The sequence below is a fragment of the Nostoc foliaceum FACHB-393 genome (assembly GCF_014698505.1).
Taxonomy (GTDB): Bacteria; Cyanobacteriota; Cyanobacteriia; order Cyanobacteriales; family Nostocaceae; genus Nostoc; species Nostoc foliaceum_A.
Genome location: NZ_JACJTD010000059.1, coordinates 1 through 19,039, shown reverse-complemented (window position 1 = coordinate 19,039; position 19,039 = coordinate 1). Strand labels below are relative to the sequence as shown.

The 19,039-nt window shown below is 40.3% G+C and carries 13 protein-coding genes; 6 read left to right on the top strand and 7 right to left on the bottom strand.

Annotated elements, in window-relative coordinates:
* Nucleotides 1–80: 80 nt before the first annotated feature.
* Together H6G92_RS30470 and H6G92_RS30465 are read right to left on the bottom strand one after the other, a co-directional pair.
* A complete protein-coding gene (locus H6G92_RS30470) occupies nucleotides 81–1,445 on the bottom strand; it encodes a hypothetical protein (protein ID WP_242059367.1) in 1,365 nt (454 codons plus the stop codon).
* A gap of 61 nt (nucleotides 1,446–1,506) precedes the next feature.
* On the bottom strand, nucleotides 1,507–3,396 hold the full coding sequence (locus H6G92_RS30465; RefSeq protein WP_190899457.1) for a hypothetical protein: 1,890 nt from the start codon (nucleotides 3,394–3,396) through the stop codon (nucleotides 1,507–1,509).
* Between H6G92_RS30465 and H6G92_RS30460 the strand changes: the two genes are divergently transcribed.
* Nucleotides 3,387–3,536 (top strand): hypothetical protein, encoded by a 150-nt coding sequence (locus H6G92_RS30460; RefSeq protein WP_190899455.1) that lies wholly within the window; start codon nucleotides 3,387–3,389, stop codon nucleotides 3,534–3,536. The genes H6G92_RS30465 and H6G92_RS30460 overlap by 10 nt on opposite strands.
* A 325-nt stretch (nucleotides 3,537–3,861) precedes the next feature.
* On the opposite strand, the gene H6G92_RS30455 is transcribed toward H6G92_RS30460, so the two are convergent.
* The 5 genes from H6G92_RS30455 to H6G92_RS30435 all read right to left on the bottom strand — a co-directional run bounded on the left by H6G92_RS30455 (nucleotide 3,862) and on the right by H6G92_RS30435 (nucleotide 15,718).
* A complete protein-coding gene (locus tag H6G92_RS30455) occupies nucleotides 3,862–7,926 on the bottom strand; it encodes an Eco57I restriction-modification methylase domain-containing protein (protein ID WP_190899453.1) in 4,065 nt (1,354 codons plus the stop codon).
* A gap of 610 nt (nucleotides 7,927–8,536) precedes the next feature.
* Entirely contained in the window at nucleotides 8,537–12,007 is a 3,471-nt protein-coding gene (locus H6G92_RS30450) for a helicase-related protein (protein ID WP_190899451.1), read from the bottom strand.
* Between the two features lie 100 nt (nucleotides 12,008–12,107).
* A complete protein-coding gene (locus tag H6G92_RS39805; RefSeq protein ID WP_242059366.1) occupies nucleotides 12,108–13,472 on the bottom strand; it encodes a hypothetical protein in 1,365 nt (454 codons plus the stop codon).
* 92 nt (nucleotides 13,473–13,564) lie between these two features.
* On the bottom strand, nucleotides 13,565–15,169 hold the full coding sequence (locus H6G92_RS30440) for a hypothetical protein (protein ID WP_190899449.1): 1,605 nt from the start codon (nucleotides 15,167–15,169) through the stop codon (nucleotides 13,565–13,567).
* A gap of 180 nt (nucleotides 15,170–15,349) precedes the next feature.
* Nucleotides 15,350–15,718 (bottom strand): helix-turn-helix domain-containing protein, encoded by a 369-nt coding sequence (locus tag H6G92_RS30435; protein ID WP_114086169.1) that lies wholly within the window; start codon nucleotides 15,716–15,718, stop codon nucleotides 15,350–15,352.
* Between the two features lie 559 nt (nucleotides 15,719–16,277).
* Here H6G92_RS30435 and H6G92_RS30430 point away from each other — a divergent pair.
* The 5 genes from H6G92_RS30430 (at nucleotide 16,278) to H6G92_RS30410 (ending at nucleotide 19,026) form a co-directional block, all read left to right on the top strand.
* Nucleotides 16,278–16,844, top strand: coding sequence for a hypothetical protein (locus H6G92_RS30430; RefSeq protein ID WP_190899447.1), 567 nt, complete (start codon nucleotides 16,278–16,280; stop codon nucleotides 16,842–16,844).
* A gap of 278 nt (nucleotides 16,845–17,122) precedes the next feature.
* Nucleotides 17,123–17,542 carry a hypothetical protein gene (locus tag H6G92_RS30425; protein ID WP_190899445.1) on the top strand — a complete coding sequence of 140 codons (420 nt, stop codon included), beginning with the start codon at nucleotides 17,123–17,125 and terminating at the stop codon, nucleotides 17,540–17,542.
* 98 nt (nucleotides 17,543–17,640) lie between these two features.
* Nucleotides 17,641–17,856: a hypothetical protein gene (locus tag H6G92_RS30420; protein ID WP_190899443.1), complete on the top strand. Its 216-nt coding sequence runs from the start codon at nucleotides 17,641–17,643 to the stop codon at nucleotides 17,854–17,856.
* Nucleotides 17,853–18,098 carry a hypothetical protein gene (locus H6G92_RS30415; protein ID WP_190899441.1) on the top strand — a complete coding sequence of 82 codons (246 nt, stop codon included), beginning with the start codon at nucleotides 17,853–17,855 and terminating at the stop codon, nucleotides 18,096–18,098. Before H6G92_RS30420 ends, H6G92_RS30415 begins: the two co-directional genes overlap by 4 nt.
* Before the next feature lie 169 nt (nucleotides 18,099–18,267).
* Nucleotides 18,268–19,026 (top strand): hypothetical protein, encoded by a 759-nt coding sequence (locus H6G92_RS30410; RefSeq protein ID WP_190899440.1) that lies wholly within the window; start codon nucleotides 18,268–18,270, stop codon nucleotides 19,024–19,026.
* The last annotated feature ends 13 nt before the right edge of the window (nucleotides 19,027–19,039 follow it).

Below are 19,039 nucleotides of genomic sequence, written 5' to 3'. Positions count from 1 at the left end.
TACCGTTTGCGGCGGAGACACTTTTCATAGGGTGATTGCACAGTTTTTAACTAAGCAATCGCTCTAATCAACAACTTCACCTACTCTTTTTCCGGTTGCCAGAATCGCAATTCATCTCGGAAATACCTATCAGTCTTTTTTGATTGCTCCTTCCAACAATCCCAGGCAACCACCAACTCTTCGCCTAAATCCTCTACTACTTCACCTCTCTCTACATACAAAGTGCGGTATGGGTCGGCGTGGGCAACGATAGAGCCAACGCTAATTGTGTCCGGTTCAGTAGATGTGTTCTGGAGTGCAGTAATTAAATCAGTCTCCTCACTGGTCAATTCCACCCAATAGTCTTGTTTAATAACCTCATACTCTTGGGCAACATCCCAAAACTCCTGCCAGCTACACCCAGGTTTTGCAAGCACCTGCCGAATATCACTGACAGCTTGAGGCAACATTTCTAATTGCTCGGCTCGATATGCGATCGCAGATGGTGTCGGCTCACTCCCCAGAATTATCGCCGCAGCTTCGAGCGCTTGGGTATTGTTCATAGCACTGGCAAGGTTTTTCAAAGCCATGCCCATGAGCCGCAGACATTCTTGAGCATTCTCCTTGGGTGGTTCAACAGCTAGCGATCGCAGATCAATTGTCTTCTCCAGTGCTTGCTTTACCTGCTTATTCAACGCTTTGGTTGCCTGTTGCGTCATGGTATTCCCCCACTGTTGAGAAGGGCGTTGTTCAACAGCGTTTTCCAAATCTTGAATACGCTGCCTAAGCTGTTGGTTCTCAGTCTCCAACTGCCGTAATGATTTCATTTCGTCTAGGCGCTGCTGTAACTGAACGTTTTGCTCCCTTTGTTGCCTGTACAAATTTTGCAGAGATTGGATTTGCTCTTGTATCTGGGCTTCTGCTCTGGCTGTGGCCTCTGTTTGCAAACCAATCCTCATTTCTTGGGAAAGTCGCTCTAGTTCTTGTTTATGGCGTTCTTCAATAGCAGCGATCGCCTCAGAATATTCTGTGGGGTAATTGCGTTCTCTGGGAAAGGGAACGCTGGGGGCATCCAAATCAGTATTGTTGATAAGCAGCCTCTCACCATCAGCAAAGGTAACAATCTGTTGCCAACGATTTGGTGCGTCTGCCTCAATGGTTCCCTCTTCTCCATACCTTGGGTGTGACTGTTGTGAAACTGTGACTTTGGCTTTTTGAGGAACCACTGGTTCTTCAATTTTGGGAACCATTGGTTCCTGAATAGATAGCTTTTTGCGTGGAAGTTGAGGAACCACTTTTTGGGCGGCAGCAGCAAAATCTGATTCACTTGGGGAGGAATTTTCTTCAAGTGCGATCGCTACAGCTTGTTTTAGTTTCTCTGGTTCCTTAACTAACCGCAGCAGTGGACGAGCTTGGCGCTCATTTTTGATGTGTTCCCCCAACTCGCCAACTGCGTCTATCGACAACTAGCTCAATCGAGCAGGGGTAGACAGTCCCTCCCATTTGTAGTGTATTATGTGGTTCTGTTTACTTTGACTCCGACCAAGGAGTTAATCGAGATGGCAATCCCTTCGTTTCTAGTTTTAAGTCAGCATAAGGCGGCTTTTGCAACTCAGGAAATTGAGGTACTTTTAAGTCAGATAATGGGATGTGTTTTCCAAGCCTATGAATAGCCACCTGATTAACAGCTTCATAATTAACAGTTTGCCCATCTGCTGAGACTTTCAACTTAAAAATAGCAGGTTCTTCATAATAAGCACCTTTGTTTACATCAATAGCTAAAAATTCTAGATTCATATGTAGCACGGCTTGTAAAGCACCTATTTCTGCTAAATCTCTAAGATCGGGTTTATAGTTTGGGAATACCGAGCGAACATGAGATGCAAAAAAAAGATTTTTGCACTTTTCTTGGCATTTTGCAAAAACAGTCGGATATGCCATCTCCCAGGGTAAAAGATGCAAAATTTTACCCTCTTCAGACAAAACAACTTTGAAGTCAACAAACTCTAATTTTCCACCCTTGAGTAGTTCACCACTTAATTGCTCAAGCACTTTTTTATTGAGTGCCTTTTCAATAAAAGGTTGAGCATGACCCATCTCTTGCGAGAATGCATCATAAGCAAAATATGCAATTACCTGCCCATCTTTATTCAGTAAAAACCTCCAAATAATCTTTTTATTATCCTTGCTATAGCCTTTGACATAATTATTTTGAATTAATTTAGAAAGTTGATTTGCTAAACTTAACCAAGTATCAGGGTCTTGAGATAATATTATTCTATTTGCATATTCTGGTAACTCAATTCCTACCTCATTTGCAAATGGAATTTGATAAATTAATTCCATAAAGTAAGAAGTATTTAATAAATTTTCTCCTTCTTGATTTGTTGAGGTTTTTGCAAATTGATAGTTTCTTAACAAAAAAGCATCGGGTACTGTTGAGAGCATTGCTCCCCACCTAAATGGGCTACATGCATAAAATATCTCGTCGTCTCGTACTAAATAGTCGATTCCATTTACACTCGATGAGCCTGATAATTTACCAATAGAAAAGGCTTTTTGATAAAAACACTCTGCCCGTGTCTTACCCAAAGTAGATGTTGCTGTTAGAACATTTTGCTCTTCAGATTGATCTTGTTTAATTGATTCATTTATAGAGATCAGCCTATCTACAATTTTATTCAAGGAATTTTTAGTAGTTTCGTCTAATTTTTCCTTAAACTTGATTTTTGCCATTTGAGCAATAGCTTGATTAATCTTAATATCTGCATATAATCTTCTGTTCTTCCTGGTTTTACCAAGGCTACGGCTTAAATCAAGCGTGGATTTTTCAGCACGCTCAAGCAAATCTTCTGCTTCATGAATTATTTTGCTATCAATCCCACCTTGCCAACTATTCTTCTGAAATCCTCCCATGAGCATTGCCCGTGCTTGGGCATTTAAGAATTCTGGAATTCCAAAGGCAGTTCCTTTTTTATATTCTTCAACAGCTTGGTCAAAACTGCCTAATTTCTCATGCAAGAAGCCAAATGCAATCTGGGTTTTGTAGTCGTCTGGAGCGAAGTTTAAGGCTCGCTTGTAGCTTTTGAATGCTTGTGACCACTCTCCCTGAGCTTCATGATGCTGTGCTTGGTCAAAATACCAATTTCCGACTAAGTGCGAGTTTTGATTGATTCCATAGGCAGCCCCAAGCAATACTAATGAAGCTCCAAATGTGACTTCTGCATGAAGTGAAGCAGGGACTTTTATAGTGTTCAACGTTTTCGCTACAGCTTGCTTTCCCCTATCTGTGAGCGCTCCACTTGCTACAAATGCCAAGCCTGCCCCTTGGCTGATTGTACTCAAAGTACCTAAAAAGTCAAAACCTTCGTTTGAGAAAACTTTGGCCGTCTGAGTAATGAAAGAAGTTGCCAGCACTAAGCAAGCAACTGTTCCGACATTCCACAGCCAATCAAATTTATCTGAAAGAGGTTTTAGATGTGAAGGTTCTGCGGATGGCTCAAGATACCACCACCAAGACGATTCTGGAGGCTGAAAACTCTGACGGAGTTGTCTAAGGTTTTCAGCATTACAAATAATGCCAGATTTTTGCTTCAGTTCTAGGTCTAGCTCAACCAGTTTTGCCAGGTATTCATCATCTAATTGTAAAACTTGAAGCGCATCTTGAACTCGATCTCGCGCTCGCAGTACCTTAAGAACTTGCCGACAGGTTAACTTGGCTTCAGAAGGCAAATTTTTAATAGCCTCCTCATAATCAATAAGCAGTTGCCCTAAATCAGACTCGTTATGCTGAATACCGAATTGTTCCATTAGTATATTATTTTTTACAAAAATTTCTAAATTGCATATCCACACTGAGAACTCACCAAGTGAACCATTTATTTACCAGCGAGATTTGCAATAGTTTTCAATTTCTTCGTCTGTTGTTAGCTTACTAGTTAAATTTCCACTCCGCACGAATAAACAGCGTTGCTTTTTCTCACCCTTGGCTTTGACTTCAATGAATACTGAACGTGGTGAAGGCTTTACGGTGATACGACATACATCTTTGCGCTCGACTTCGTGGAAGGTGATATCGATTAATGTTGCTAAATCTTTTCCTAGTTCCCGTAGTAATAAATCGTTGATGAGAAATAGCTGAAATGCATCACGTTTATTTGATTTGCTGAAGGTTTGATAGTCTAATTCGAGTCCGATAATTTCTTTGTCGTCGGTGACTCCTATTAATAATGTTCCACCTTTTTCGGTGTTGAGGAAAGATGCAACTGTTTTGAGAATGACTTGCTCCATTTCAGGATTTTTTTGGTTTTTATCCACATCCCAACGAGCGGTAGATTTGAATTCTAATGTGGAACTCTCGTCTTGATTGATGATGAGTTCCACAATTTCTGCGTCACCTGTTAGCGGTGCAAAGTCCCGATATGCTATTAATGCATCTTGCTTGATTTGTTCGGGAACGATGGGGAATGTGGTGAGGATGTATGCAAATTCTGCTTCAGTTAAACCGTAGAGATGAGCTATAATTCCGTCGAGTTCTGCGCGGAGTTTAGCTCTTTCGCTTGCGTCGGTGACTCCGTTGGTGTGGGAACCGAGTCCAACTTCTTGTGCTAATTCGTCAAATTCTGGGGTGGTGCAAATGAGTTTGGCTGCGCGTTGTACAATTTCGTTGAAGTGGCGATCACTTTCTTTTAGACGTGGTATCGGCAGTTGATAAAGATAAAATGTATTTAAGTTTGCGGTCATTCGTGAACGAAGAGTATAGTCCGTAACAAAACTATTCAACAGTGAGGTAAGAACTAGCAGTTCCGAATCACAGTATCGTAATTCATTATATTTATTACTGAAATGGTAGTAAGGAAAATTAACTGTAAGAGAATTTCCTGTAAAAGAACCAGGGGGAATTAGAGAGGATATCAATGTTCTTGTATCTGTGTTTCTCGCTATCTTACGGATTGCAATACGATAGGTCTCATAATCATTTTTTAAATCTTTAGGTATTTTATCTACAAATCCGATTCTCTTAGCACGTTTATGTAAAAATATTTCTCGTAAATCAGACTCTTCTATCCAGTAACGAGGCTTATCATAGCTATTTTGAAATTGCCAAATCATTCCTCCTTCATAAAGAGGACACTTCGTTAGAGATTGCTTAAAATATTTTTTTGAGCGAGTCATATGAAGTTCTTCCCCATAAACCTCTAGCCCCCAACCAAGCTTAGAATCATTTAGTAAAGGGAAATCAAGTAACTTTGTAGCAATTCTTACATCTTCCTTATTTTTGAATTCTATAATAGATAAAGAATCAGGAGAAAACTTACTTACCAGATCAACATTTATATATAAACTATCATCGCTAGGAAACCTTTGAAGCTCTTGCACATTATGACGCATAAAAGCTGAGGGAAATTCTGTTGTTTTTCCACCCTTAGCAAAGGTAAGTACAACAATTTTAAAACTGCGATGAACACCTTCAAATACTTCTTTACGATTTTCAAAACAGAATAATCCAGTTATATTTGTTTGATTAAACAATATTTGTCGTAGTTGTTTAGCACCTAGATCAGTATAGATACCACTAGGAATTACAATTCCACACTCACCATTTGGGTGTAATAAGTTAAAGCATTGCTCCAAAAAAAGCTTATATAAATTAATATCAGTACCTACTTTTTTCCCATTAACGGTAGGAACTTGATTTTTATAATTTTCTGCCAGACGATAATAGTTACATAGATGAGGATACTGGCTTTGATATTCTAACCAAGCCCCAGCAATTTCTTGGTTTTTTAGAAGCTTTTCTTGCTCTTCTTCAAATACATGAATATGCATCTTATTCTTTGTCACTAATTCATTATGCTGTGCGAAGAATTCTTTCGCTTGAGGCTTGAAAATTTCCCAAGGTGGATTAGTAATAATCGCGTCAAAACCACCCCTTCCCAAAACCTTATCAAAATGATAACCCCAGTGAAAAGGTTTCAATGCAGCAATATCATCAACATTTAAAACCCGCTTCTTCGGTTTACCAGTTAATTGAACTTCCTCATATTTAATACCCAAGCGATTACTAAATTCATCCAAAAGTAAAACATTTAGCTTTTCTTGTGACTTATTATTGATTTCATCAATAGAAGCACGCAGTAACAAGAGCTTTTTATCTTGAGGTGTTTTACCATCTAAACTAACAACTTTATCTTTTGCAGAAATGAAAGCGTACTTTTTATACAAATCAATTGATTCATTCTTCTTCTCTAAAATTGACTGATATGTATAATAAGAACTAGATTGGAATAAACTTAACTGCAAATCGGGATTTTCTTGTTTATATCCTCGTGCTTTTGCTTTTGCTGTTAGTTTAACTTTATCGAAGACAGTAGGATCAACCTTCATTAATCCAACCAGTGAATTACCCGCCATAATATTAAAATCAATATTAGGCAATGGTTCTAATTGCTTAACATCATGAGCAGAAGATACTAAAGCTAAAAATAGCCTAAGTTTAGCAATTTCTGTCGCTTCTTCCATAATGTCAACCCCATAAAGATTATCAGTAACAATCAGTTTTTTTAAGTAATAAGATATAGACTGATGTTTGTCTCTGATATCTTGAAGCTGTTTTTTTAAACTTGCATCTCCTATTACATCAATCATCCCAATTACCGCACCATAAACTAGGATGAGTGTTTTCATTGCAGCAACAAGGAATGCACCCGAACCACAAGCAGGGTCAAGAATTGATAGTTTTGGTAGAATATCATTAATTAATAAGCGACAGATATTTGTATCTAATTTAAATATCAGTTCATTATAATCTTCAAAAGGTTTATACTTGTCGGACAAAGAATCATTAACACGATCTAAAATGAGTTGATGGATTGTTCTATCACAAAGATATTCAGTGATTTGCGGACGAGTATAGTAAGCCCCAAATGCTTTTTGGTTAATATATTTTTCAAATATGTATCCTAAAACATCGGGAGATATTTCATCATCTTTACCTTCTGGCGTATCGTCCAAGTTCCAAGAATAGTTTGCAAATAACTCTAAAACTTTTTCAAATGCTATATCAGGAATTGAAATATTATTCTCTTGTTCAATGCGGTGTTCAAGGAATAATCCACCATTAAGATATTTAATAACGCCGACTAACTTTTCAACTGATGGGTCACGGTCTTCTTCTGGTGTAGCAAAACTGCCAAAGAATAAAACTTTTAAAAAGCTATTATAAAAAAGATTATCCCCTTGAGCTTGACTTTTTTTGAGTCGATTTTGTAAATATTTTAAATCTCCATTATCTAGAAAACCTTTACGCTGGAGGAAATAGACGAACATCATCCGATTCAGAATTACAGAGGCATACCAACGCTTATCTGCCTCGTCGCTAATTCCTTTTATATACTGTAAAAACTGTTTATGTTCCTCTTGAAAATCTTTATAAAATTTCTTTGTTACAGGTTCTACATCAAATGCCTCTTGAAGACGACGTGCAATTTCTACAACTGGAAGATTATCATCTTCCAGTTCGGTAATGTCAATAACTAAAGAACCAAGCTTACTTAAAAATAAGTCTCCCGGTTGACCCTTTACGTACAAAGGCTCACGAATGTAACTTTTATTTTCTTCTCGCTTTACCCAATACCAAAGACTTTGAATACGCTGACCATCAATAAATATCAACAAATTTTCAGCGATTAAATTAGTAACTTCTTTATGAATCGCAGCCCGACTTTTTGCATCAGGAATAGTACCATCTGCTGCTGTAACTTCAAAAATAGCTACACCAGAACTCTCAGCTATTCGCTGGTATTGGTAAAACTCACTCCCCTCCTCAATTTGCAAGGTTACAGCTTTTTTCTGCGAAGAATCTGACCAACCCAATTCTTGGATGAACAAATCCTGAAATTGAAATTTATGCAATAATTCGCGTGTTCGTTGGAAATTTAACGTCATTATATACTACCCTTGCAGATAAAAATAGAATTCTGTGTAGTAAAAAACGAGCATAAAAAATATGCCCATAGACCAAAATCTTGGAGCCATAATCCTTAATAAATAAATAAGGATTTATTTATAAAACCGTTATAATACTGCTACTGTAATAACCTTTTTAGTTACAGAAAAGCTCAGTGTTAATATTGATAAATGGCAATTTCGCAAGTGGCTATATACTGTCAGTAATAGTATAATATAAGTATAAAATCTAGCTAAGTGAGATACTTTTTGACCAAATCTCAGCCTAGAAACCCAATAATAGCTTAAAAGCTTATCTAGTAAGACTTTAGAGAACCATAGGTAATTACTTAAGAAAAGCTAAAAATAGCCTACGTATCACTGAAATAAAATATAAAATTAATACGCACAAAAATGTATAGTTTTATCAACTCGCAGAAACGCGAAAACGTAGAATATGTGCTTGCTTAGGGTTATATTGGGGAATGCGATCACACTACAAATTCTTCTGACGGTAGAATGGGGAATGCGCTTGTACAATTTCTAAGTTTGCCCATTTTCAAGCATATATTTTTTTGTTCCATTGGCGTGAGTTTTTAAATATCCAATATTATTTCTCAAACAATCCTAAAGAACAAATGATTTGAGGTTCCCGTTTCTCAATTTCTTCGCTGACAATACACAAGCGATCATCCATCTGCAAAGCAACTACTAATTCTGCTAATTGCTGACTACTAATACCACTTCTTAATTGCCGATTTAAAGTATCGACCGCAGACTGCCTTAATGGGTAACGATAAATATCATCAATCGCTTTTAATAGTTCGCCAGTTACAAATAAAGTACCCTTCATCTCCTGTGCATAACTTTTCAATCGTTCGTAACTACGAAATCTCGCACCCGATGGTCTACCCAATTGACCACCCATATTTTTTTCTTCCTCAGCCAGTAATTCCGCACCTTTTTTAACTAAATTGTGATGCTGTTTATCTTTAGCTATTGCTACTGTATATTCATCACAAGATGCCATTTTTAACACAGCTATTTGAGATTGGGTAACACTATTGCCATTGCGATCAACATAAATTAAAGAATCATTCCCTTCAGTGGTTTTCATATACATTAATACTCCCTCTGGTTGCACTATTTGAGGTATATGTTCACGAGTAGAATAAACCACATTGGGCATCTCTTCAATGGTTTTTTTTAGCCCAGGATTATTATCAGTTGCTTTTTTCCAAATTTGAAATGCTTCCGATGTTAAGTCAACTTCTGTATCTTCATCTCCATCTAAAATACCAGATTTTTCATTATATAAATCCCAAATTACTTGTGCATCATCGTCCTCAAAAAATGCCTCATCAGTTCCCACAACTTCGGCATTTTCTTGTAATCTTTGCTTGAGTCTTCCCCGCAAATTAATAATCCGTTCCACACCTTCAGCAGGAAGAAAAGAATAACAGAGAATTTCTTGAGCATTTTGTCCAATTCGATCAACGCGTCCAGCCCTTTGAATTAATCGAATAATTGCCCAAGGTAAATCCCAATTGACGATAATTGCACAATCTTGTAAATTATGACCTTCACTTAAAATATCTGTAGCAATTAATATACGTAATTCATCTGTTGACGATACCCTATGTCGCTGATTATTACTCACAGGACTAAATCTTCCCGTCAGTTCCGTAGGATATTGCGATCGCCCCGTTACTCCTGCTACGTTGGTAATATTTTTTGCCTGTAAGTTATCTGTTATATAGCGTACCGAATCTGCAAATTGTGTAAAAATTAATACTTTTTCACCAGAATGAGTTTTTGTTAACAGATTTATTAGGGCTATCAATTTTTCATCTGCTTGAGAATTCCATTTACCAATATTTTGTAATATATTAATTAGTGCTTTTGCATCGGCTAATAAATCTTTTTTTAGTTTTTTAATATCAAATAATGACGAACGCAACCACTTAAAACGACGTTGATATCGGGTAGTATATTCCTGATAAATTGACTCTGCTTGTTGTCTAAAAACTTTTTCTGTTGACCCCATCCCTGTTGGGGAGGTGAGAATTTCTTCTCCGGCTTTTTCTCCCTTCTCTGCTTGCGAAGAATAGGGTAAGGAGGTGAGGTCATCTTCTTCTATTTCTACATCAAATAAACTTGCTATAACCGAATCAGCATCCTCATCATTATTCCTCGTATCTAATAATTCTGCATCTTGAGTACCAATAGGGATATCAAGCTCGTTTTCCAAAGCATATAAATAAATAAAATTCCGTAAAACGTGACGTTCAATTGATTGAATAAAAGCAGAACCACTACTTTCTAAGCGTTTAAATAAATTAGTGCGGGAAAAACCCATCAACCTCCGCCCCCCACGAAATAAGCTACTAATTTGGCGCTGTTCTGGCTCTGTTGGTGGTTGTTTAGGTTTTGTAACTACATAATTACCTAATCCATAACGGGGTAAATTTAATTGATTAATTACTTCAATTACTGCTTCTGAATAAAGACTAGAATAGGAGTCATTAGGAGTCTCTAAAGTAAATTTAATAGTGCGTGGTAAACGGTCGGGAAAATAAGAACGTCTACCATCGGAAAACTCTAAATATTTACGTATTACTTTTTGTCTATCCTGACTCAGGGAAGAAGAATTTGGGTCTGATTTGGCATAATTATCTTTAATAAACGAACGAGTCCGCCGCACCATATAGCGTTTCATTAATTCTCGCCAATCGTCGGAATGTTCGCTTTTTTCAAAAGCAGCAAGAGACTTAACAGAACATTGATACTTTCTAATAAATTGCAATTCGCCTAACGAACCGCCACCCAATTCATTGATTAAAGCTTCAGGTCTAAAACCCAAATCTTGGTCTTCAGGAACAAATAATCTTAATTGAGAAGAAAGGTCAAGATAAGTTTTATTATATGGTGTTGCCGAAAGTAAAATACATTTGCTTTCATTGGCTGCAATATATTCGGCGATTGCCCGATATCTTTTACCCTCTCGATTGCGTAAATTATGACTTTCATCTATTAATACGACCCGATAACGACGTAATTCTGGTAATAAGTTTTGGGCTTTACTAATGGGCATCACTTTAGCATAAAGCCGATAATTATCTACATATTCTTGCCACATCGAAGTTAAGTTTTTTGGACAAATAATTAAAGTTTCTAAAAAACAATCGTCTTGTAATATTTTTGCTAAAGCTGTTCCAACTAATGTTTTACCAAGCCCCACCACATCGCCGATAATTACCCCACCACGGCGAGTTACATGACGCGCTGCTAGCTGTACGGCGGCTTTTTGGAAATCAAACAAATTATTAAATTCATGGGGAATTCGGAATTCGGAAATTCCGGCGATCGCTTCATGTGATAAATGATAAGCAATCTTCAAGTAAATATGATACGGGGGAATTAATTCTTCCCTTGCCCAACTATTATCAATTATTTCTGCAAGCTCTTTAGAAATATCGATACAGCCGTAATCTTTCCAACGGTCTTCAAACCACTTTTGCAGTTTATTCGTTGCATCATAGTCTAAAATATCAACATTTAATTCCCCTTGTTTTCTCAAACCCGCCAAAGTCAAATTACTACTACCTAAAAATCCAACTATCGGACTATTGGGGTCGTTACGATGAACCAGGTATAACTTAGCGTGGAGAGGATGCGCTAAAAATAATTTAATAACTAATTTCTTTGTTTTTAATTGACGGCTTAAGCGACGTAACCCCATTTCATGATCATCTGTTGGCGCACCGATGGTAAGCTGTTGGCGAAACTCCGCCGCTATCTTTTTTTTGAGACGGATAATAGTGCTATTATCAAGCCTGCCCTCCCCAGTACCCAACGTAAATGCTGTATGCACTTCATCGCTGGGTAGACCCTGCATCCCTACCAACAACCGACAACAAGAAGTTTCTCCACCCACATACTGTTCGATTAAATCATCAAGCTTGCGCCAACCTCTGAGGTTAAAATAACCTACGCAAAAGTCAGCCCGGTAAGATACTTTAAGGGTATCCCGCAAAATTGGTAGCAGTTGCAAGTCGATGTTGTCAAATATGCGTGGCATGATTTCATACTCTGTTGGAAATTTTTAGTGGCTTAATGGTAGTGTTTTATGAGTATAAGCTCTGGCAATTGTTTGTACCAATAGTTGAAATTCGCATTTGCTACTCATTCCACTTCACCAACGCCCCATCAACAATCACAATGCCCCACTGTGGATATTTCACCAGCAACTTCTTGACCACTATCACAAGTGCTGGATCATCATTCCAGCACTCCTGCAAATACTCAAACCCCGGATTCTGCGCCGAATTCGCCGCAACCTTGAGTTTCTGCATACGTTCCGGTCGCATATTTGACCGCGCTACAATCGCCTCCTGTGACCATTTCTTAGCACTGGTGACAGGTGCGGCGGAACCTTGATCCTCATCAGATGCTTTGACTTCTACACCCGAAACCGAGTTTTCAATCAACAACGAAATAGAGGGGCGACTCGGTTCTATTTTCTGATCTGCAATCGCTGAAGTTGAAGATTTTTCAATTTGGGCAGGCGACGCGACGGAACCAGTGCCTTTATGATCTGCTTTCTTTTCTACATCGGAAACTTGGTTTTCTCCTGGCAAGAAAGCAGATTGACCTTGTTCTACTTGCCCCTGTATTTGATTAGCGATCGCTTCCTTTTCAGAAAATTCATTTTGGGCAACGGGCGCGGCGGAACAAGCACCTTCATGAGGGAATATCGCTTCAACACCACAATCTTGATTTTCAGCCAACAACGGAGCAGGTTGACTTGGTACAGCATCCACAAGCGCCAGCGTCGTGCAGTCCATTGCCACAGGCAATTCTTCAAGTTCTGACGCGCTTTCGATATGTGAAGGCGACGCGCCCCTCAAGGGCGCATGAGCCGTTTTCTCAACACGCGGATTTTCAGTTGGCGCGTCAGAACCAACTACCATACCAACAACCTTAGTTGGTTGTTGGTAGGTAGTTAACGGGTTGTTAGAAACGTTGTTAGGATTTTGAAACTCCTGCTGTGTAGGCTTTTTAGCCTCTGAAAATGTCAATTTTTGACGCTCAGACATCATTTGATGATTTTGGCGCATCACCTGTTGATTCTCTAGGATGACGGCTTGACTCTCGGCTGTCACGGATTGATTGTCAAAGTTTTCCCAATAGTACCTGTTAAAGTAACCATGCAAGTTTTTAACACGGTAACTGGTAACACCGGATCTACCAGATTGAGTTTTGCTCCTAACTTCCTCAAACTCAAACAGTCCAGCACCATTTATAACAGCGCTGGCTTTGAGAAACGAGTTGCGGCTGAGGTTGGTGTCTAATTTATGCGCTGCCCCGCCGAACTGTTCCGCCGCGACGCAATCAAGCCACAACTGTTGCACACATGGAGCTTGTTGTCTTATCCAGTTGACATCATCTATTGAAACTTTGCAATGTGGTCGAGTAGTAGCTTTCTCAGATGAGCGCCTGTCACGTTTGTTGCCACCATCAATTATTTGTAGTGCTGTAGTCATATTCTCCTCCGATTTTTCTCATTACAAATTGGGCGGCTTTTTAAGTCATGCCGCGTCTAAGTTTTTTAGCTATTCTCAAAGCGAATTTTTATCTACTGGTTCTCACCTTGCCAAAACCGCAATTCATCTCGAAAGTACCTCTCAGTCTTCTTTGAGCGCTCTTTCCAGCAATCCCAAGCCACTACCAACTCTTCTCCCAAGTCCTCTACAACTTCTCCTCTCTCGACATACAAAGTGCGATATGGGTCAGCGTGGGCAACAATAGAACCAACGCCAATTGTGTCCGGTTGACGAGATGCGTTCTGGAGAGCAGTTATTAAATCTGTTTCCTTTGTGCTTAATTCCGTCCAGTAGTCTGATTTAATCACTTCATACTCTTGGGCAATATTCAAAAACTCCTGCCATGTACACCCAGGCTTTGCAAGCACCCGCCGAATATCACTAACCGCCTGGGACAGCATTTCCAGTTGTTCGGCTCGATATGCGATCGCAGTTGGTGTTGGCTCAGTCCCCAGAATGATTGCCGCCGCTTCGAGCGCTTGGGTATTGTTCATTGCGCTAGCGAGATTCTTCAAAGCCATACCCATTAACCGCAAGCATTCCTGGGCATTTTCTTTGGGTGGTTCTTGTGCCAGCGATCGCAAATCAATAGTTTTCTCTAACGCCTGTTTTACTTGCTTGTTCAGCGCTTTAGTCGCTTGCTGCGTGAGAGTATTTCCCCATTCTTGAGAAGGGCGTTGTTCTACAGCGTTTTCCAAATCCTGAATACGTTGCTTGAGTTGTTGATTCTCAGCTTCCAACTGCCGTAGTGATTCCATTTCGTCTAGGCGCTGCTGCAACTGGATGTTTTGCTCTTTTTGTTGCTTGAAGAGTTTTTGTAAAGACTCTACCTGCTCTTTAGCTTGTTCTTCGGCTCTGGCATTAGCTTCTGCTTGTAGCCCAATTCTCAATTCCTGGGAAAGTCTCTCTAGTTCCTGTTTATGGCGTTCTTCAATAGCAGCGATCGCTTCAGCATATTCTGTAGGGTAAGTGCGCTCTTTGGGAAAGGGAACGCTTGGGGCATCCAAATCAGTATTGTTGATGAGCAGCCTCTCGCCATCAGCAAAAGTCACAATCTGTTGCCAATGATTTGGTGCATCTGCCTCAATGGTTCCTTCTTCTCCATACCTTGGGTGTGACTGTTGTGAAATTGTGACAATAGCTTTTTGAGGAACCACTGGTTCTTGAATCTTAGGAACCATTGGTTCCTGAATAGATTGCTTTTTGCGTGGAAGTTGAGGAACCACAATATTTGCAGCAGCCGCAAAGTCTGATTCACCAGGGGAGGGGTTATCTTTGAGAGCAATCGCTACAGCTTGTTTTAGTTTCTCTGGTTCCTTAACCAACCGTAGTAGTGGGCGGGCTTGACGCTCGTTTTTGATGTGTTCCCCCAACTCGCCAACTGCGTCTATGACCTTTTTAGCTCCTAGCAGTTGGTTGATTCGTCGGTATCCACCCCAGGCGTATAATTCACGCTGGCAGTATTCTTCAAAGTTTTTATAGCCAGCTTGTAGGTAAAGCTGTTGTTCCCTCATCTGAAGGATTTCATCTACCGCTTGCCACTCGAACCTGTCGATGGCGGTGAAGGTTTCCTGGATGCTGGTGTTGAGGTTGCTGTAATCGAGTGCTGATGTTTGTTCTCTGTCTAGTGTCAGCATATCTCTTGCCCACTATGGTAAATGCTTAAAAATTGAGGTGTTGCAGTTTAACCAAAGTGAACAAGAGCAGCTGATTTGGGGGATTTTTCCAAAAATGTGTCAGCATTATAGTTAGCTCACTTTGTCGTTAACGGATTGAGCAGGCGATCGCATAGCTTTGGTCGGCGGCGGTCGCTTTTACTAGGCAGCAGTTGATAACGAAGTATTTTCTATTTCAGTTTTAGAACTCGTTATACGAGATTTTTTTTGCTGGGTTGGTGCTTTGGCTCCTTTGATTTCATAATTCTCATCAACAACTGGGTTTGGCCCTCTGGCGTAGCTAATTAAGTCAGAAGGGGTAATCTCTCCTTCCAAGTCTTGTGCCAGTCTATTTAAGCATTCACAAAGATTGTTTAAAATCTCACCATCCAACCGTGGCATAGTTCTAGCGTTTCGTAAGTTCGATACGGAGTTAGCGCTAACCCCCATTTCTGCGGCAAGGTCACGGGCTTTAATGTTATGCCTTGCCATTACTTCTTTTAACTTCCACTTAATCAAGGCTTGATTCATAATTCTACACCTTAAGCTTACTTCTATCCTTACCTTACCACAAATAATCAAGCTTAGTACTACATAAATCAATAAATAAGCCTTATAAATACAAGTTTAGACTTGACAAATCCAGTTTTAGATTTTATATTATTAATCATAAGGGGCAAGGGAAAGCAAACTGCCTGCACCCGGACGCAATAAAGGGTTTGCACTATCTGAACTTTGACAGCACAATCCAGAGTGACTGCTTGAGGAGCAACCGAGGCACTGGCACAACCAGAGAAGGCGAGGGGTACACAGCCGGGAATGGATATTGCACTTAATAAGAAATTACCAGCAGGACGGCGGACGACAGTTGAAGCGTCTGAAGTCGTACACGTCGCCTGATACGCTGTATCTCCTGTTTTGGTACAACTCAAGTGCTACTGGCTTTGAGTCGCAAATATATGGCTACGCCAAATCTTTTTGAGAGCGTTGTGCCAAACCACAACGTTGTTTGCACACATAACAAAGGCAATCGCCCCTGTCTGGTAAACAAAGCGATCGCCTTTTATCCAACTGAATGGAGATCAATATTATGACCTACATAACACATACACCGCAAGCAATCATTGATTTTTCTGTTGATGAACAAGCGCTGGCCCAAGCAGAACTAAACCACCACCTCGAATCCCAAGCCGAAGCTGTAGCCCCAACCCAAGACCCCCTGACTGCTCGTGATCGCCGCATCATCGGTGAGATTATCGAAGTTGAACCCGAATCCGTCCGCACTATCTGGATTGAAGGCGGAATCACAGTCTGGGTGCAGTTTGTGGAAGGGGGACGACTACCATTTGATCGCAACTGGTTCGCTACAAGAGTTGCAGAGGTCAAAGCGACTCTCCCAGAAACCCCACTAGAACGAAACGAACGATTGAGCAATGAATTAGAGAAAGCCTGCACTGTTTTTGGTCTGTATCATGGCGAAATCGACTGGTTAGGATTTAGCACCAAACTCTACCAAGACGGGCGTTTTGTCGGCTTCGTCGGGTGCAATCACCAAAGTTGGTACGCAAGACCCAGACAGTACGGGGTAAATCGGGTTGCTGGCAGTGCAAAAGATGTGATTGCGCTGCTGGGAGTCCGAACGGCAGTAGCGGCGTAAGTGGCTGAAGCGAGAAAGGCGATTGCACACCAAGCAACTGCAATCGCCTTCAAGCTAAATCGTTAATGAAGTGAATCATGACACAAAGTGTAGCAAGTAACCTCTTGCTTTAAGTAGGTAACTGTCACGAGAGAATTCTCCTACCTGCTACAGATGCGAATGCAGAGGTGTAAGAAATCCTTAGTACTGCAAGTGAAAAAGGCGATCGCAGACCAAGAGAAAAGCAATCGCCGTTCAACCGAAATTTAGACAATCGAAATCATCATGGCACATGAAATATGATTAGCCCATTTTCTCTTCAAGAGGCTCAGTTGGATGAATCCCCAGAGAAAATTCTCCTTCCTCCAACCGACCCCAATGCAGAGGTACAAGAAATTCCTCCCTACAAACTCGTATACGTTGACGGAGCCTGCCCCAGAAACTATCGAGTGTACAAAGGCGATTCCATGATTGGGGTGATATTTCAGTACATTACGCACTGGTCAAACGGACTGGATTCTCTTCGATACGCCGAATCGGTTGATGCAGCAGTTGGACTAGACGAATTTATGACGATGACAGGCTACTTTACAGCGACTACAGAAGAACCATTCACAGAAGAAGAATTATTAGATAAGGAATTTGATTTGCTCACAAGTGAGGAGTGGGAAAGGTTAAAGAGATACGTGCCAGAAACTAGAGATTTGGTTGCAGCGTAAGGAAACGGGTGGGCAGGGCAAACCCACCTGTGTGGCAAGGAGCAAAACTAAATTATTAGTTTATCGAAATAGAACAACACAACTCATCAGATAAACCAATGTCACCCATAGAAATACTGAAAGAATTCAACTCGTGCTACCAGAATATTCAGACAATTGCTCAAGATGAAACTTGGCTCTTGTTGATTGCTGATAAAAAGATTGACCCAGAGGCAGCGACTCACTTGGGCGATGTCCTGCACTATTTGGATCAAGCAATGGGGTGTGTAGAAGAAGTTGTCGAGGTCAAGTTTAATCGGGAGGCAAAATCATGAAACTCTATGCAACAAGTATCCCTCAAACTTTACCAAGTTGGGCAACTATTGTATCGAATAAATCAGGTTTAATTGAGGTTGAAATCAATGATAAAGACCCTGGCTTTCATTCAATGATTGAGGAATTAACTACTGAAATTGAGCCAGGAATTGTTGGTGTAAAAGCTAGCGATTTATCTCAAATACTCAGCATTAAAATGGTTGATAATAATGAAGAAAATCACTTAGAGAATGAGATTTAATTGCTCAAGCCACAGGAATTAAAGACACTTCTAGAAGCAGAGATTAAAAAGCGGCTATATCAACTCGAAGTGCTGAAATACGAATTAAAAGCAATTCCTGCACTGTCATAAATAGCTAAGTCAAACACTATCCAGTATCAACGCAATTTTTAGCAACAACAACGCAATTATGGAAACCATCAAAATCAACAACAGCGTCTTTCTCATCCCACCCAGCCAACCGAAACTACAAGCGAATTGCGCTAAAGAATACGGGCAATTCCTTCTCGATTGTCCCCCAAAACTGACAATTCTAGAAGCACAAGCAGGAGGATATCTCAAAGGTAACAAAGCTGACTTTGCGATCGCTATTTCTCGCCCTGACCGTGCATTGACCATCAACGAGAATTTCACCAACGAGCCATTTACTGAACTCTGGGTGATTCCTGTTACTGGCGGACTCAAAGACCAGTTTAAGGGGCCAGCCTCCATGCTGCTTAGTTTTCTAATCCACCGCCGCAGTAAAGACAATTTCGCTGGACTGTACAACCACTTCGCCCATCGTGCTTTCCAGCAGTGGTGCGAAGAGGGGATGCCCGGAGATCCCAAAGAGTTCTGTTATCAAGCGATCGCTAGCGTACTCAAAAACTACATTTTCTGCGCCGAATTTCAGAAAGTGGAAGGGACGCTTGGAACATACTGGTTCATTCAGTGGAGCTATCGCAATCCTCAGTCTGACTTTGAGAAAGATGCATTGGAGGCTGCCGAAATGATTCGTACTGGTGCTGAATCTGGGGCAACAGTTCACTGGGTGACGAATGATACTTATGAGCGATGGGCTAGTAATGCTGTCACTGCACCAGCATTACCCCCAGTTTCGGAGACTGAGGCACGGCTATCTCTGCAAGGACAGAATCAGACAGCAATGCCGCAAGGGAAACGGAAGTAATTAGACATTACAA

What these genes read in the sequence shown, in the direction of transcription:
- H6G92_RS30415 (WP_190899441.1), top strand. Translation starts at nt 17,853, where the DNA reads ATGAAACTCTATGCAACAAGTATCCCTCAAACTTTACCAAGTTGGGCA.
- H6G92_RS30450 (WP_190899451.1), bottom strand. Translation starts at nt 12,007, where the DNA reads ATGCCACGCATATTTGACAACATCGACTTGCAACTGCTACCAATTTTG.
- H6G92_RS30420 (WP_190899443.1), top strand. Translation starts at nt 17,641, where the DNA reads ATGTCACCCATAGAAATACTGAAAGAATTCAACTCGTGCTACCAGAAT.
- H6G92_RS30455 (WP_190899453.1), bottom strand. Translation starts at nt 7,926, where the DNA reads ATGACGTTAAATTTCCAACGAACACGCGAATTATTGCATAAATTTCAA.
- H6G92_RS30410 (WP_190899440.1), top strand. Translation starts at nt 18,268, where the DNA reads ATGGAAACCATCAAAATCAACAACAGCGTCTTTCTCATCCCACCCAGC.
- H6G92_RS30435 (WP_114086169.1), bottom strand. Translation starts at nt 15,718, where the DNA reads ATGAATCAAGCCTTGATTAAGTGGAAGTTAAAAGAAGTAATGGCAAGG.
- H6G92_RS30425 (WP_190899445.1), top strand. Translation starts at nt 17,123, where the DNA reads ATGATTAGCCCATTTTCTCTTCAAGAGGCTCAGTTGGATGAATCCCCA.
- H6G92_RS39805 (WP_242059366.1), bottom strand. Translation starts at nt 13,472, where the DNA reads ATGACTACAGCACTACAAATAATTGATGGTGGCAACAAACGTGACAGG.
- H6G92_RS30430 (WP_190899447.1), top strand. Translation starts at nt 16,278, where the DNA reads ATGACCTACATAACACATACACCGCAAGCAATCATTGATTTTTCTGTT.
- H6G92_RS30440 (WP_190899449.1), bottom strand. Translation starts at nt 15,169, where the DNA reads ATGCTGACACTAGACAGAGAACAAACATCAGCACTCGATTACAGCAAC.